13 protein-coding genes are annotated in these 14,832 nt (G+C 66.9%); 9 read left to right on the plus strand and 4 right to left on the minus strand.

Annotated elements, in window-relative coordinates; translation table 11 throughout:
* Positions 1-120: 120 nt before the first annotated feature.
* Positions 121-318, plus strand: coding sequence for a hypothetical protein (locus EQZ23_RS16475; RefSeq protein WP_082445022.1), 198 nt, complete (start codon positions 121-123; stop codon positions 316-318).
* Positions 319-515: 197 nt separating this feature from the next.
* Here EQZ23_RS16475 and moaB read toward each other — a convergent pair whose 3' ends face one another.
* The 3 genes from moaB to EQZ23_RS16490 are packed head-to-tail and all read right to left on the minus strand — an operon-like array spanning position 516 to position 3,684.
* Positions 516-1,043, minus strand: coding sequence for a molybdenum cofactor biosynthesis protein B (gene moaB, locus EQZ23_RS16480; RefSeq protein ID WP_128455468.1), 528 nt, complete (start codon positions 1,041-1,043; stop codon positions 516-518).
* A 5-nt stretch (positions 1,044-1,048) separates the two neighbouring features.
* Positions 1,049-2,917 carry a lytic transglycosylase domain-containing protein gene (locus tag EQZ23_RS16485; protein WP_128455469.1) on the minus strand — a complete coding sequence of 623 codons (1,869 nt, stop codon included), beginning with the start codon at positions 2,915-2,917 and terminating at the stop codon, positions 1,049-1,051.
* The gene (locus tag EQZ23_RS16490) at positions 2,914-3,684 is read right to left on the minus strand and encodes a uracil-DNA glycosylase (protein WP_128455470.1); all 771 of its coding nucleotides are present in this window, start codon (positions 3,682-3,684) and stop codon (positions 2,914-2,916) included. Before EQZ23_RS16490 ends, EQZ23_RS16485 begins: the two co-directional genes overlap by 4 nt.
* A 139-nt stretch (positions 3,685-3,823) precedes the next feature.
* Here EQZ23_RS16490 and EQZ23_RS16495 point away from each other — a divergent pair, with 139 nt between their 5' ends.
* The 6 genes from EQZ23_RS16495 (at position 3,824) to EQZ23_RS16520 (ending at position 11,490) form a co-directional block, all read left to right on the plus strand.
* Positions 3,824-5,485 carry an electron transfer flavoprotein-ubiquinone oxidoreductase gene (locus EQZ23_RS16495; RefSeq protein WP_128455471.1) on the plus strand — a complete coding sequence of 554 codons (1,662 nt, stop codon included), beginning with the start codon at positions 3,824-3,826 and terminating at the stop codon, positions 5,483-5,485.
* Between the two features lie 136 nt (positions 5,486-5,621).
* On the plus strand, positions 5,622-6,899 hold the full coding sequence (locus EQZ23_RS16500) for a tetratricopeptide repeat protein (RefSeq protein ID WP_240663625.1): 1,278 nt from the start codon (positions 5,622-5,624) through the stop codon (positions 6,897-6,899).
* Between the two features lie 223 nt (positions 6,900-7,122).
* Complete coding sequence (locus EQZ23_RS16505; protein ID WP_240663626.1) at positions 7,123-8,061, plus strand: 4-(cytidine 5'-diphospho)-2-C-methyl-D-erythritol kinase; 939 nt, start codon at positions 7,123-7,125, stop codon at positions 8,059-8,061.
* Positions 8,062-8,382: 321 nt separating this feature from the next.
* On the plus strand, positions 8,383-9,456 hold the full coding sequence (gene recA, locus EQZ23_RS16510; protein WP_128455473.1) for a recombinase RecA: 1,074 nt from the start codon (positions 8,383-8,385) through the stop codon (positions 9,454-9,456).
* Positions 9,457-10,012: 556 nt separating this feature from the next.
* Complete coding sequence (locus EQZ23_RS16515) at positions 10,013-10,852, plus strand: class I SAM-dependent methyltransferase (RefSeq protein WP_128455474.1); 840 nt, start codon at positions 10,013-10,015, stop codon at positions 10,850-10,852.
* Between the two features lie 14 nt (positions 10,853-10,866).
* Complete coding sequence (locus tag EQZ23_RS16520) at positions 10,867-11,490, plus strand: glutathione S-transferase (RefSeq protein ID WP_128455475.1); 624 nt, start codon at positions 10,867-10,869, stop codon at positions 11,488-11,490.
* A 227-nt stretch (positions 11,491-11,717) separates the two neighbouring features.
* Here the strand turns inward: EQZ23_RS16520 and EQZ23_RS16525 are convergent, their stop codons facing one another.
* Positions 11,718-13,055 carry a dicarboxylate/amino acid:cation symporter gene (locus tag EQZ23_RS16525; RefSeq protein ID WP_128455476.1) on the minus strand — a complete coding sequence of 446 codons (1,338 nt, stop codon included), beginning with the start codon at positions 13,053-13,055 and terminating at the stop codon, positions 11,718-11,720.
* A 71-nt stretch (positions 13,056-13,126) separates the two neighbouring features.
* On the opposite strand from EQZ23_RS16525, the gene EQZ23_RS16530 reads away from it, so the two are divergent.
* Complete coding sequence (locus EQZ23_RS16530; protein ID WP_206364281.1) at positions 13,127-14,404, plus strand: Xaa-Pro peptidase family protein; 1,278 nt, start codon at positions 13,127-13,129, stop codon at positions 14,402-14,404.
* A 13-nt stretch (positions 14,405-14,417) separates the two neighbouring features.
* Complete coding sequence (locus EQZ23_RS16535; RefSeq protein ID WP_128455477.1) at positions 14,418-14,795, plus strand: hypothetical protein; 378 nt, start codon at positions 14,418-14,420, stop codon at positions 14,793-14,795.
* The last annotated feature ends 37 nt before the right edge of the window (positions 14,796-14,832 follow it).

The raw sequence follows: 14,832 nt of genomic DNA on the forward strand, positions 1-14,832 counted from the left end.
ATGCGAGTTAGGCCACCAAAAACTGATCTATATTATATAAATAATGACCGCTTATTAGCGACTTGCTCGTGGTACGAATCAGCTCTCGCAGCGTGTGACGATAGCGCGTAGGGCAAGGGAATGACGGGACAGATCACCACGGTGGAACGGGCTTTCGAACTGGCACGCTCGGGCGAGTGCGAGTCGGTCAATGCGCTGCGTCAGCGGTTGCGGCGTGAAGGATATGACGCGGTGCATCTTCACCTTCATGGCGCGTCGATCAACAAGCAGCTCGTCGATCTGATCCACGCCGCGCGTGGTGGATCCGCGCTGGCCTGACGCGGTGGCGGTTCGGTCGGGACGATGGCGATATCGTCCGACCGATCCGCGATCGTTTCGTGGCCGGGTCATCGAAGCAGTATTCATGCATCTTGGCAGCGTATCTCAGCACCGTCGTTTGCGTCGGAAGGTGCAAGGCTGGATGCACGGGTTGCGAGAACCGCAACGGTGATACGGCCCTTCAGGAAGCCCGCAGCCTAGCGCTCCAGCAACCGCGGCATGAGCTCGACGAAGTTGCAGGGCCGATGGCGGCTGTCGAGCTGGTCGCGCAGGATGCCGTCCCAGCCGTCCTTCACCGCGCCGGTCGAGCCGGGCAGCGCGAAGATGTAGGTGCCCTTCGACACGCACGCGCAGGCGCGGGACTGCACCGTCGACGTCCCGATCGTCTGGTAGCTGAGCATGCGGAAGAGCTCGCCGAAACCGGGGATCATCTTCTCGGCGACCTGTTCGACCGCCTCGGGGGTAACATCGCGGCCGGTGACGCCCGTGCCGCCGGTGGTGATGATGCAATCGACCTCGGGATCGTCGATCCAGGCGTGGAGCCGCGCGACGATCGTCTCGACGTCGTCCTTCTCGATCCGGCGATCGGCAAGCACATGGCCAGCCTCGCTCAGTCGCGCGACCAGCGTATCGCCCGAGCGATCCTCGGCCAGTCCCCGCGTGTCCGACACCGTCAGCACGGCGATCCGTATCGGCAGGAACGTCCGGCTCTCGTCGATCGCCATGAAACTCAGTCCGCCCGCGTGATGGTGGCGGACTGCGGGCCGACGCTGGCGTTCACCGCAACCGTGCTGGCGCTTGCCCGCGCGTTCGGCCGCGCATTCATCCGCACCGCCGTCGCACCCGGCAGGCCCGGGAAGCGCGGCCACATGCCCTGCGCCAGCGCATTACGGCTGACCGACGCTTTCTTGCCGCCCTGTGCCTCGTACATCCAGTAATTGCGCAGCACGGTGGTCACATAGCCGCGCGTCTCCCAATACGGGATGCTCTCGATATAGAGCAGCGGATCGCCGTTATCGCGGACGATCGCATTCCAATCGCCGACCGGACGCGGCCCCGCATTATAGGCTGCGATCACCTTGGGCAGCAGCCCGCCGGTGACGCCCGCCATGTCGCGCAGCCGCTCCAGATGACGCTGGCCGACATCCATGTTGGTGCTGGGCTTGGTCAGCGCTTTCACGTCGATCGAGGTGCCACGCTCGCGCGCGAAGTCGGTCGCGGCGGCGGGCATGATCTGCATCAGACCATACGCGCCGGCCGGGCTCTTCACGGTGTTGCGGAACCGCGATTCCTCGAGCGTGTGCGCGTAGACCAGCGCCTTGTCGATGTGCCAGCCGCTGTCCGGCGTCCAGTTCGGCGTCGGATAGCGCGCCTCGGCGGTCGACGTCACACCCTGTGGGCAGTTATGCGCGAGCCACACGGTGGTCGCTGGCAGGCTCAGCGCCTCGGCGACGCGGACCAGGTTGGCGAACTCGCGCGGATCGCCGATCTTGGCCTGCTGGCGGATGACGGTGTCGGCCAGATCGGTCTCGCCGACCTCGACCAGCGCCGCCGCGACGCGCACGTTGGGGCGCTTGCCGACGACCTTCCAGTCGCTGGCGACGAGGCCACCGACCGACGTTCCCTTGTCCTTCATCGCCAGTTGCTGGCGCGCAAGCTGGCCGTAGAAACTCTCGCCGAACTGCGCCGCGGCCTTCAGCCGACCCTCGATCTTGTCGGGGCGCGAGCACACCATGTCGGCGCGCGACGCCCAGTACAGCGCCGCCGCGCGGAGATCGACGTCGCCGGCCCGTGCAGCAACGCCCTCGAACCCGGTCTCCGCATTCGCGCAATCATTCTGCCGCCATGCCGCCAGCGCGCCGACCCAGCGGCCCTGCACGGCCCAGTCGCCGACGCCGTCCTGCGCCTTCGCGGCCATCACGCGCGCGTTTATGTCGTCGCCCTGCAGGAAATAGATCCACGCGATCTTCTGCTGCCACTCGGTGAGCGCGTCGGGGGTGAGCCCGGGGGTGCTTTCGAGCAACGACTGCGCCTCGCGGCCCATGTCCGCCTTGACGTAAGGCTGCATCTTGAGAGCGAGATCGGCAGCGATCATGTCGCCCTGCAGGCTCTTGGCGCGGATGCGACGCGGCGCGCCGTCCTGCCAGATCAGCCGTTGTGCGGCGGGCAGGGGAGGCAGATCGACCGCCCCGCGCACCTTGGCCAGCCGGGAAATCTGTTCGGCCTCGGGCAGTTCGGGCGCTTCGTTGAGCAACGCGACGAGCGGCTCCATCTCGATCCGGGGCGAGCCCTTCGCGGTATAGAGCTCGGCGCGTGCGATCGCGTGCAACGGGCCGGGCTTCATCGTGTCGAGCTGGATCTGTGCGTCGGTCCACTTGCCGTCGCGTATCGCGGCGAACACCGTCTTATAGGCCTCGCGCTGGCCCGCATCGAGCTGGTCGGGGATCTGCTCCAACGTCGGTGCGCCGACCAGTTGCGGCGTCCCGACCCGCGCATCGGCGGCCGGCTCGCCAGCGACGGTCGCCGCCAGCGCCGGCAAGGGGAGGGCGCTGAGCCCCAGAGCGATCGCCGCCCGCGATACAGACCGAATCCGAATCATCTCACGCCCTCTTGCGACATCTGTTCGCGCATCAGCATCTGCAAATCCTTCCAGGCCTCGGCCTTGGCCGCTGGCTTCTCGATCAGAAACCGCGGATGAAAGCTCGCGACCACGTTCGTCATGTGCGACGCGTCACCGACCCCTGTTTGTGCGGTCTTATGGTTAAACCCATGTAAACGCCCGCGCGCAGCCTGTAATTCCGTCCCGAGGATCGCACGGCTCGCCGCATTGCCGAGCAGCAGCAACCGCTTCGGCGCGACCAAACCGATGTGATGCTTGGCGATTTCCGCAAGTCGCTCCTCGACCTCGCGCTGGATCCGCCCCGCCGTCGGGCGCTTCGCACAGACCGCCGCGAGGTGAACCTCGTCGCGTGTCAGGCCGATCGCCCCGAGCATCTTGTCGAGCAACCGCCCCGATGCGCCGCTGAGGAGGGCGCCGGCGTCGCCGTCGTCGCGGTCAGGGCAATCGACAAGCACCATGACCGTAGCGTCAGCCGGCCCGATCGCGGTCAGCGAAACCCCGCTCCAGTCGGCTTCCGGAACCTGCGCCCCGGTCCGCCAGTTGAGGAAATCGGCGAGCGTAAGCGGCATGACGGACGGCGCAGCGACGGGTGTAGCAGGCGCGGTCTGGGGTATGACGAGCGGCTCGGGCGCCGCGAACCAGTCGCGCGGGACGTCGTCGACCAACGTGTCGACGCCAGCCTCGTGCCACCAGTCGAGCGCGCTGGCGGCGGCATTTCGCCAATCGATGGTTTGGTCCGCCCCCATCGGGTAACCTATGCTGCACGGTTGACGTGGCGGTCAACTCGCGCAATCGCCATATTAGCCAAGACGGTGTCCGCCCGAGCCCGAACGAACGTAACGTTCGGGAAGTGGGGCAAATAGGGGAGACCCCCGGGAGACGATGATGACGACACGTGAATCGATGCCCTATGACGTGGTGATCGTCGGCGCGGGCCCGGCCGGTCTGTCGGCAGCGATCCGTCTCAAACAATTGGCGGCCGAGAAGGACGCCGAAATCAGCGTCTGCGTACTCGAAAAGGGCTCCGAAGTCGGCGCGCACATCCTGTCGGGCGCGGTCATCGATCCGAAAAGCCTCGACGAACTGCTGCCCGACTGGCGCGAGGACGGCTGCCCGCTGGCCGAAGTGCCGGTGACCGAGAACCATCACTGGATCCTCAGCAAGACGAAGAAGAGCGAGATGCCGCACTTCGTCACGCCGTCGTTCATGCACAACAAGGGCACCTACACGGGCTCGCTCGGCAATCTGTGCCGCTGGCTCGCGGGCAAGGCGGAGGAGCTCGGCGTCGAGATCTTCCCGGGCTTTGCAGCGGCCGAGATCCTGTTCAACGACGACGGCTCGGTGATGGGCGTCGCGACCGGCGACATGGGCGTCGCGCGCGATGGCACGCACAAGGGCGACTACACCCCCGGCCTCGAACTCCACGCGAAGTACACGTTCTTCTCCGAAGGCTGCCGCGGTCACCTGACCAAGGAACTGATCCGGACGTTCGACCTCGCCAAGGACAGCGATCCGCAGGTCTACGGCCTCGGCATCAAGGAGCTGTGGGACATCGATCCCGCGCTGCATTCGCCCGGCCGCGTGATCCACACGCAGGGCTGGCCGCTGACCGAAACCGACGGCTCGAACGGCGGCGGCTGGATCTATCACCAGGCGAACGGGCAGGTCTCGATCGGCTTCGTCACGTGGCTGAACTACACCAACCCGCACCTCTCGCCGTTCCACGAGATGCAGCGCTGGAAGACGCATCCCGAGATCGCCGCGCTCCTCAAGGGCGCCAAGCGAGTCAGCTACGGCGCGCGCGCGATCAGCGATGGCGGGCTGCAGTCGATCCCCAAGCTCGTCATGCCCGGCGCGGCGCTGATCGGCGACAGCGCCGGCTTCCTCAACGTGCCGCGGATCAAGGGTACGCACACCGCGATGAAGTCCGGCATGATGGCCGCCGAGGCCGCGGTCGAGGCGATCGTCTCGCAGCGCGGCCATGACGAGCTCGCCGCCTATCCCGCGGCGTTCGAGAAGAGCTGGGTCAAGAAGGAGCTGTCGGTCGTCCGCAACGTCGTGCCGTTGGTCAAGAAGTTCGGCGACCTGGTCGGTTCGGGGCTTGCCGGCGTGACGATGTGGCTCGAGCATCTGGGGATCAAGGTGCCCTTCACGATGCACCACCATCCCGATCACGAGAGCCTGTGGCGCAAGGATCTCGTCAAGCCGATCGTCTACCCGAAGCCCGACGGCGTGCTGACCTTCGATCGTCTCTCGTCGGTGTTCGTCTCGAACACCAACCACGAGGAGGACCAGCCGGTCCACCTGACGCTCAAGGATCCGGCGGTGCCGATCGCCTACAACCTGCCGATGTACGACGAGCCCGCGCAACGCTATTGTCCGGCCGGCGTTTACGAGGTCGTCGGCGAAGACACCGGCGACCCCAAGTTCGTCATCAACGCGCAGAATTGCGTCCACTGCAAGACCTGCGACATCAAGGACCCCACCCAGAACATCAACTGGGTCGTACCCGAGGGCGGCGGAGGCCCCAATTATCCCAACATGTAAGCCAGTATTCTTCGCACTCGGTCTCGTCCTGGCGGCTCCTGCTACGGCCGGGACGGGTGATCTCTCCGCCTATCTGAAGGCCCGCGCCGCCGACGCCGCCGGCCGGCCGGATCTCGCCGCCGCCAGCTATGCCGAGGTGCTGGCGGCCTCGCCCGACGATCCGGTCGTCGCGATCCGCGCCTATCGCGAGGCGCTCGAGGCGGGCGACATGCCGCTCGCCACCCGCGCCGCCGCAGTGCTGGCCAAGGCCGGTGTTGCCCCCGCCGATGCCGCGCTTATCCCGCTCGCCGATGCCGCGCGGTCCAATGACGCGAAGGCCGCCAGCGCCGCGATCGTCACGCTCGCCACCGGGCCGTTGGTGGTGCTCGCACCGTCGCTCTACGCCTGGGTCGCGCACAGCGAAGGCCGCGATCCCGCGCCGTCGCTCGCCACCGCCGCGAAGGACCCGGTCGCCAACCGCTTCGCCACCGAAACCCGCGACCTGATTGCCAAGGCTCCGGCCAGACAGTCGCTCGCGATCGGTGTCTCGCGCCTGCTCGCGCACCTCGCCAGCGACCTCGCGCTTGGCAATCCGTCGCCGCTGTCGATCGCGCTCACCCAAGCCTCGCTGCGCGCCGACCCCAGCTACGACCGCGCCCGCATCCTCCTCGCCGACGCGCTGGCCCGCAACACTCTGGTCGATCGTGCGCTCGTCGTGCTCGACCAGATCGGCCCGAAGAGCCCGTTCGCGATCGCCGCCGCCGCCAAACGGATCGACATCCTCGCCAACGCCGACCGCGACGGCGAAGCGCTCGCCGCCGCCAAGAACCGCGTCGACCAGCCGGGCGCGGACGCCGCCGACTGGCAACGCTATGCCGATCTGCTTGTGAACACCGGCAACGCCGCCGAGGCCGCAAGCTATTACCGGCGCATCATCGACGCGGATAGCAAGGCCGGCGGCACCTGGGGCGCTTGGCTGCAATATGGCGGCGCGCTCGACCAGGCGGGGCGCTGGCCCGAAGCGCGCGATGCGCTCGAAAAAGCCGTCGCACGCGGCCCCGCGCAGCCGCTCGCGCTCAATTACCTCGGCTTCGCGCAGGTCGAGCATGGCGACGACATCCCCGCCTCGATCCGCCTCCTCGAACGCGCCAGCAGCCTCGACCCCAAGAACGCGTCGGTCACCGACTCGCTCGGCTGGGCGTATCATCTGTCGGGCGACACCGCCCGCGCGCTCCCGCTGCTCGAACGCGCCGCCGAGGGCGAGCCCACCAACGCCGAGATCGGCGACCATCTCGGCGACGCCTACTGGTCCGTCGGCCGCCACTACGAAGCCCGCTACGCCTGGCGCGCCGCACTCCTCACCGCCGATGCGAGCGAAACCGCCCGCATCACCGCCAAGGTCGCGAACGGCCTTCCCCCAAAAGCCAAACGCTGACCCTACCACGCTCTCCCTGCAGGGGAGAGGGAAGGGGCCCCTCCACCAACATCCGTCACTCCGGCGAACCACCCGTCACCCCAGCGAAAGCTGGGGTCTCCCCCGAGGCACGCGCCGCCCGCCAAACGATGAGATCCCAGCGTCCGCTGGGATGACGGGTGATTATTGACTAAGCCCCGCCACACAACGGACTCCCGGTCCCCACCCCAAAACCCGAGATCTCATGCGCATCACCGAACCCGCCCCCGCAAAGATCAACCTGGCCCTCCACGTCCGCCGCCGCCGCGCCGACGGCTATCACGATCTCGAAACCCTGTTCGCCTTCGCCACCGAGGGCGACACGGTTACGGTCGAGACGGCCCCCGAGAACAGCTTCACAATAACCGGCCCCTTCGCCGCCGCGCTCCTCCCAACCCGAACCCTCACCACCCCCCCGGCGGAGGCCGGGGCCCAATTGGGAACGGCCCGTGAAGACGCGAAACGTTCACCCAACTGGACCCCGGCCTACGCCGGGGAGGCAGAATGGAGCGGCAACCTCGTCACCGCCGCCGCCGACGCGTTCACGACCGAGTTCGCCCCGAACACTCACCACGCCATAACCCTGGAGAAGCGCCTCCCGATCGCCTCGGGCATAGGCGGAGGCTCGGCCGACGCCGCCGCAACCCTGCGCGCACTAGCCCGCCTCCACGCGATCCCCTCCACCGACCCCCGCCTCCACCACATCGCCGCAAAGCTCGGCGCAGACGTCCCCGCCTGCCTCGCCAACCGGACCACGCTAGGCACCGGCAAAGGCGACACGCTCACCAACCTCGAAGGCCTGGCCGGCACGCCCCTCCTGCTCGTAAATCCCAACGTAGCCGTCTCCACAGCCGCCGTCTTCAAGGCCTGGGACGGCCAGGACCGAGGCCCGATCCCCGAAGGCGACCTGCTCGCCCGCGCGGTCGCCGGCCGCAACGACCTCGAACCCCCCGCGCTCGCGCTGGCCCCCGTCATCGCCGAAGTCCGCCACCTCCTAGACGCGGCCACAGGCGTCCTGCTGTCGAGAATGTCCGGCTCCGGCGCCACCTGCTTCGCCCTGTTCGAAACGCCGCAAGCCCGAGACGCCGCCGCGCGCGCCGCGCAAGCCCGAGGCTGGTGGACGCTCGCAACGACGCTCGCCTGATCGAACCCGCCCCCGAATACGCCAGCCCCCGGACAAGACCGGGCGGATATCGACCAAACGGTGCCCAACCCACTCCGTCATCCCGGACTCGTTCCGGGATCCACCGACCCGCGAACCCGCCGCCTCGAACTATGCGGACAGGTGGATGCCGGAACGAGCCCGGCATGACGGCGAAGGTGAGCGCCTCCGTCCCCGCCAAATCGCCGAATCTTTTTGACCCAAACTCGATGTTCCGCACTTGTTCCGCAAGAACAAAAAGGATACAGGGCGTCAGACGCGTTGAATGGCACGCGCGCTTGCTTTAGCGATGGGAGCTTATCAATGGCCGCTAATCTGAAAGTGATCGACACCGGCATGGCAACCGCAACCAACGACCGCCAGAAGGCGCTCGACGCCGCGCTCGCGCAGATCGACCGCGCGTTCGGCAAGGGCTCGGCGATGCGCCTCGGCTCGAAGGAGACGATGCAGGTCGAGGTCATCTCGACCGGCTCGCTCGGGCTCGACATCGCACTCGGCGTCGGCGGCCTGCCGCGCGGTCGCGTGATCGAGATCTACGGCCCGGAAAGCTCGGGCAAGACCACGCTCGCATTGCACGTGATCGCCGAAGCGCAGAAAGGCGGCGGCACCGCGGCGTTCGTCGATGCCGAGCACGCGCTCGACCCGGTCTATGCCAAGAAGCTGGGCGTCAACATCGACGAGCTGATCGTGTCGCAGCCCGACACCGGCGAGCAGGCGCTTGAAATCGTCGACACGCTGGTCCGCTCGAACGCGATCGACGTGCTCGTGGTCGACTCCGTCGCGGCGCTCGTGCCGCGTGCGGAAATCGAAGGCGAGATGGGCGACAGCCATGTCGGCCTCCAGGCGCGTCTCATGTCGCAGTCGCTGCGCAAGCTCACCGGCTCGATCAGCCGTTCGCGCTGCATGGTGATCTTCATCAACCAGCTCCGCATGAAGATCGGCGTCATGTACGGCAACCCCGAGACGACGACGGGCGGCAACGCGCTGAAATTCTACGCCTCGGTACGCCTCGACATCCGCCGCATCGGCGCGATCAAGGCCGGCGAAGAGGTCACGGGCAACCAGACCCGCGTGAAGGTCGTCAAGAACAAGGTCGCACCGCCGTTCAAGCAGGTCGAGTTCGACATCATGTACGGGCAGGGCGTCTCCAAGCTCGGCGAGATCCTCGATCTCGGCGTGAAGGCCGGGCTCGTCGAAAAGTCCGGCGCGTGGTTCAGCTACGACAGCGTCCGCTTGGGCCAGGGTCGCGAAAACTCGAAGACCTTCCTCAAGGACAACCCCGAAACCGCCGACCGCCTCGAAAAGCAGATCCGCGCGCGCACCGACAAGGTCGCCGAGGAAATGATGGCCGGCCCCGACGCCGAAGACGACGCGTAACGTCGAAACCCTCTCCCTCGGGCGAGAGGGAGAGGCCTATCGCCTTGGCTATGGGAGGGTGAGGGCACGCGGCGGATGGTGTATGGTGGCATCGGCATCGGCATCGGCTTTGCACCGCATCGGCTCGATCCGCACCGCGCCAACGCTTCACCCCGGCGGAGGCCGGGGCCCAGTTGGAAAGGTTGCAGTGACGGAATGCGATCTTGCGTTACGATCGGCTCCCAACTGGACCCCGGCCTCCGCCGGGGTGGTGGCTTCTACAATACGGTAGTATCCGCCTCCTTGTTCTTCCGCGAAGGCGAGCGCTGGTTCGCGCATGCCCCGCATGCGCGAGGATCGTCCGGGGGACGATCCGACCCAGCACTCCCAGTCTGGATCCCCGCCTAACGCGGGGAAACAATTACGATGATGTCGGTAAGCGATCCACCACCAAGCCGCCGACTCACCCCGCAAAGCTCTCCACAAAAGATCCCTCCCAGCGTCTGCACTTCCTGCACTTCACTCCCCACTACTTAAGCGCAAAGCCACAAACCAAACCAGGAAACGGCCCCCGCCCATGACCACCGCTCACGACTGGACTGGCAAGATTGGCGACGTCTGGGCGCAGGAATGGCGCCGAACCGACCGCAGCTTCGCGGCGTTGGCTCCCCATCTCAACGCCGCGATCCTCGCCGCCGCGCCGTCCGAAACCCGCACGATCATCGACATAGGCTGCGGCGCCGGCGCGACCTCGATCGCCACCGCGCAAGCGCTGCCGGGCGCGCAGATCACCGGCATCGACCTCTCGCCCAGCCTGATCGCAACCGCCAGACATCGCACCGAAGCCCAGCCCAACGCCAGCTTCCGCTGTGCCGACATCACCGCCGTCGCACCCGAGCACGCGCCCGTCGATCTCTACGCGTCCCGCCACGGAGTCATGTTCTTCGCCGATCCAGCCGTGGCCTTCACGATCCTCGCTAACGCAGCATCCCCCGGCGCCGCGCTCGTCTTCTCCTGCTTCGCCGAACGCGCTGCCAATGTCTGGGCCACGGAGATCGTCGGCGCGACGGGAGGCGACACCGCCGCACCCGAATCCACGACTCCAGGCCCGTTCGCCTTCTCCAATCCGCCCCACGTCGCCGAGGTCCTCGACGCCGCCGGCTGGCACACGACCGAACCCCAGCGCATCGACTTCGCCTACCGCGCCGGCCAGGGCGCCGACCCCGTGGCCGACGCGGTCGACTATTTCCGCCGCATCGGCCCCGCCGCCTCGCTGATCCGCGACGCCGCGCCTGAGGAACGCGACATGCACGTTGCGCGTCTCACCCAGGTCTGCGAGCGTCACCGCATCGGCGACGCGGTGGATTTCCCCGCCGCCGCCTGGATCTGGACGGCGCGCAAAGCCGGCATCGCATAGGGGAGCAACGCGTCATGATCATCGTCCACCACCTCGAAAACTCGCGATCGCAACGTATTCTCTGGATGCTCGAGGAACTCGGCGTCCCCTACGCGATCAAGCGCTACGAGCGGAACAAGGCGACGATGCTCGCCCCGCCCGAACTCAAGCAGGTCCACCCGCTCGGCAAGTCGCCGGTGATCGACGATGACGGCCTGGTGGTCGCGGAAACTGGCGCGATCGTCGAATATCTCGTCGACAAGGCCGACGGAAAACTTGGGGCCCCAGCGAAACGCAGCGACGCGCTGCGCTACCGGTTCTGGCTGCATTACGCGGAAGGCTCGATGATGCCGCCGCTGCTGCTGAAGCTCGTCCTCGCGCGCATCCCGATCATGGGGAAGGTGGCGATCAAGAGGATCCAGCCGATGATCGACGTCCATCTGGATTACGTCGAATCCGAACTGTCACAGCGCCCTTGGTTCGCGGGCGACCAGATGACTGCCGCCGACATCATGATGAGCTTTCCCCTGGAAGCTGCCCGCAGCCGCGGTGGTCTCAACGGATCCCGCCCCGCTACGATCGCGTGGCTCGCCAAGATCCACGCCCGGCCGGCGTATCAGGCAGGTCTCAAGAAAGGCGGGCCCTACGCCTACGCTTGAGCGCTGCAAGGCGGGAATAGAGTTTAGGCAAAGTACGCGACCGTCCCCTGAACACCTCCCCGGCAAAGGCCGCGGCCCAGTTGGAGAGGTTGGAGTAATGACGCGCAACGGTCGCCATCGACGTCTCCCAACTGGGCCCCGGCTTCCGCCGGGGTGGTGGCTTTTCAGTGATCTGTTGGCCGAAAAGCCATCCTTAGAAGGCACCGCTCCGACACTGCTTATCCACCCTAAACCTGCCCCGGCCCGATCTTCTCGTAGCTATCCACGTTCACCTTGGGCCCATGCCCCGTCGGCGCATGCGGAAAGTCCCGGTCGGCCGGCTCGCGTTCATCGAGCCCACCCTCCCATTTCGCCACTACGGTCGCCGCCACCGCATTGCCGATCACATTTGTCGCCGAGCGCCCCATGTCGAGGAAATGGTCGACCGCGAGGATCAGCAGGATCCCCGCCTCCGGGATCTTGAACATCGACAACGTGCCCGCGATCACCACCAGCGATGCGCGCGGTACGCCGGCAATCCCCTTCGACGTCACCATCAGCACCAGCAGCATCGCGATCTGCTGCCCGATCGGCATGTCGATCCCGTACGCCTGCGCGATGAACAGCGACGCGAACGTCATGTACATCATCGACCCGTCGAGATTGAACGAATAGCCGAGCGGCAGCACGAAGCTCGCGATCCGCGGCGGCACGCCGAACCGGTCGAGCGCCTCCAGCGTCCGCGGATAGGCCGCCTCCGACGACGCCGCCGAGAAGGCGAGGATCAGCGGATCGCGGATATACCGGACCAGCAACCGCGTCCGCGGCCCGATCAGCAGGAACGCGATCCCGATCAGCATCGCCCATAGCAGTGCCAAGCCGATATAGAAGGTCAGCATGAAATAGCCGAGTTGGCCAAGAATGGTCGGACCGCGCTCGGCAAGCGTCGCCGTCACGGCCGCGAACACCGCGAACGGCGCGAATCGCATCACGTAGTTGGTGATCTGGAGCATGACCGCCACCAGCGCCTCGATCGCCTTGACCAGCGGCGCGGCCTTCTCGCCGACCGCGGTGATCGCGACTCCGACGAACACCGAGAACACGACGATCTGGAGGATCTCGTTGCTCGCCATCGCCGCGATCATCGAATCGGGGACGATATGCGAGATGAACTTGGCAAGATCGAACGCCGCGGCATCGACGCCGCTCGACGCGGTCGCTGGCGGGATCGCGAGCTCCAAGCCCACGCCCGGCTGCAACACGTTGACGAGGATCATGCCCAGCGTCAGCGACAACAGGCTCGCGCAGACGAACCACCCGAGGCTGCGCAGGCCTACCCGGCCGAGCGCGCCCGTATCGCCCATATGCGCGATGCCGACGACCAGCGTGGAGAACACCAGCGGCGCGATGATCATCTTGATCAGCCGCAGGAACAGCGACGTGACGATCGAGAAATACCCGGCGATGTCCTTCAACTGCGCTGCGGACTCAGGCGTGCCGTTGTCGATCGACGCATTGAGGATCCAGCCGAGGACCATCCCCGCGACGAGGCCGAACAAGATGTAATAGGTTAGCCGCTTGGCCATTAATCGCTCCCGAAACGTGGCGACAGGGAAGGGGATTGCGGCGCCCGGGTCAAGGACCCTATCGTCCGGTGATGTCGACCGCACCCCATCTGCCCGCCTTCAGCCCCTCGCGTCGTGACCTGCTGGGGCTCGCGATCGCGGCGCCGTTGCTGTCCACCAGCGCGATTCTTCGTGCCGCCGAGCCCGATTTGTCCGCGCTGTCCGATATTACCGTGACGACCAGGCCGATCGATGCTGCCGAGCGCGCCGCGCGCCTGGTCCGCGCCCAGGCGTTGATGAAGGCGGCAGGTATCGGCGCGGTGCTGATCGAGCCGGGGTCGTCGATGATCTACTTCACCGGCGTTCGCTGGGGACGGAGCGAGCGGCTCACCGCGGCGATCCTGCCGGCCGAGGGCGCGCCGTGTATCGTCACGCCGTTCTTCGAGGAGCCCTCGGTCCGCGAGACGCTCGCGGTCCCCGCCGAGGTCCGCGTCTGGCAGGAGGATCAGGATCCGTTGGCTGTGGTCGCCGGCTTCCTGCGTGATCGCAAACTCGCCACGCGACCGATCGCGATCGAGGAAACGGTGCGCTTCTTCGCCTATGACGCGCTCGCCCGCGCGATGCCGGGGGCGAAGATCGTCTCCGCCAATCCCATCGTGCGCGGGTGTCGCATGATCAAGACGCCCGCCGAGATCGCACTGATGCAGACCGCCACCGAGGTCACGCTCGCCGCCTACCGCTGGACCTATGCGCGCGTCGAAAAAGGCATGACCGGCCCGGAGATCGGCGCGCTCATGACCGCGGCGACCAAGCAGCTCGGTGGCGCGCCCGAATTTTCGATGGCGCTGGTTGGCGAGGCGTCGGCCTATCCGCACGGCAGCCGCGAGATCCACCGCGTCGCCGACGGACAAGTCGTGCTGATGGACTGCGGCTGCACCGTGCAGGGCTATCAGTCCGATATCTCGCGCACCTGGGTCCACGGCACCGCCTCGGCCGACCAGCGCAAAGTCTGGGACCAAGTCGCGCGCGGCCAGCAGATCGCGTTCGCCGCCGCACGGATCGGCACAACTGCCGGCAGCGTCGACGACGCGGTCCGCCGGCAGTACGAGACGCTCGGCTACGGCCCCGGCTATAAGCTCCCCGGCCTGTCGCACCGCACCGGCCACGGGATCGGCATGGACGGCCACGAACCCGTCAACCTCGTCCGCGGCGAGATGACGAAGCTTGCCGCGGGGATGTGTTTCAGCGACGAACCCGGCATCTACATCCCCGGCAAATACGGCATCCGCATCGAGGATTGCTTCCACATGACCGCCGCCGGGCCGAAATGGTTCAGCGAGCCGCCCAAGTCGATCGACGCACCACTCTGAGGGCAGGGACGACATGAAACCACACGCCGCCATCGCGATGATGCTGTTGATCGGGGCGAGTGCGCCGCCCGGACCGCCGACGGGGGTCGGCACGTGCGCGTTCACCACGATCCGCTCGGTCGGGCAGCGGCTCGAGGATGGCGCGGGCCGTCCGGTGCCGGACTCGGGATCCAGCATCATGCTCGCGAACCGCGTGTACGGCGTTTCTTATGAGCAGGTTCCGGCTGTTCAGCGGTCGCGTGTCGGCGACCGGGTCATGACCTGCCTCGCAAAGCTGCCGACGCACTGCCCGCCGGGCGACCAGCGCGGCAAGTGGTACACGACCACCAACCTGCGCACCTATGAGTCGTGGACGCTGCCCGACGCGGAGCACATGTGCGGCGGTGCGTGATCGGCTTCCCACCTTCCTAGACCACCCCGCTACAATC

Origin of the sequence: Sphingomonas sp. UV9 (assembly GCF_004101245.1) — a bacterium.
Lineage (GTDB): Bacteria > Pseudomonadota > Alphaproteobacteria > Sphingomonadales > Sphingomonadaceae > Sphingomonas.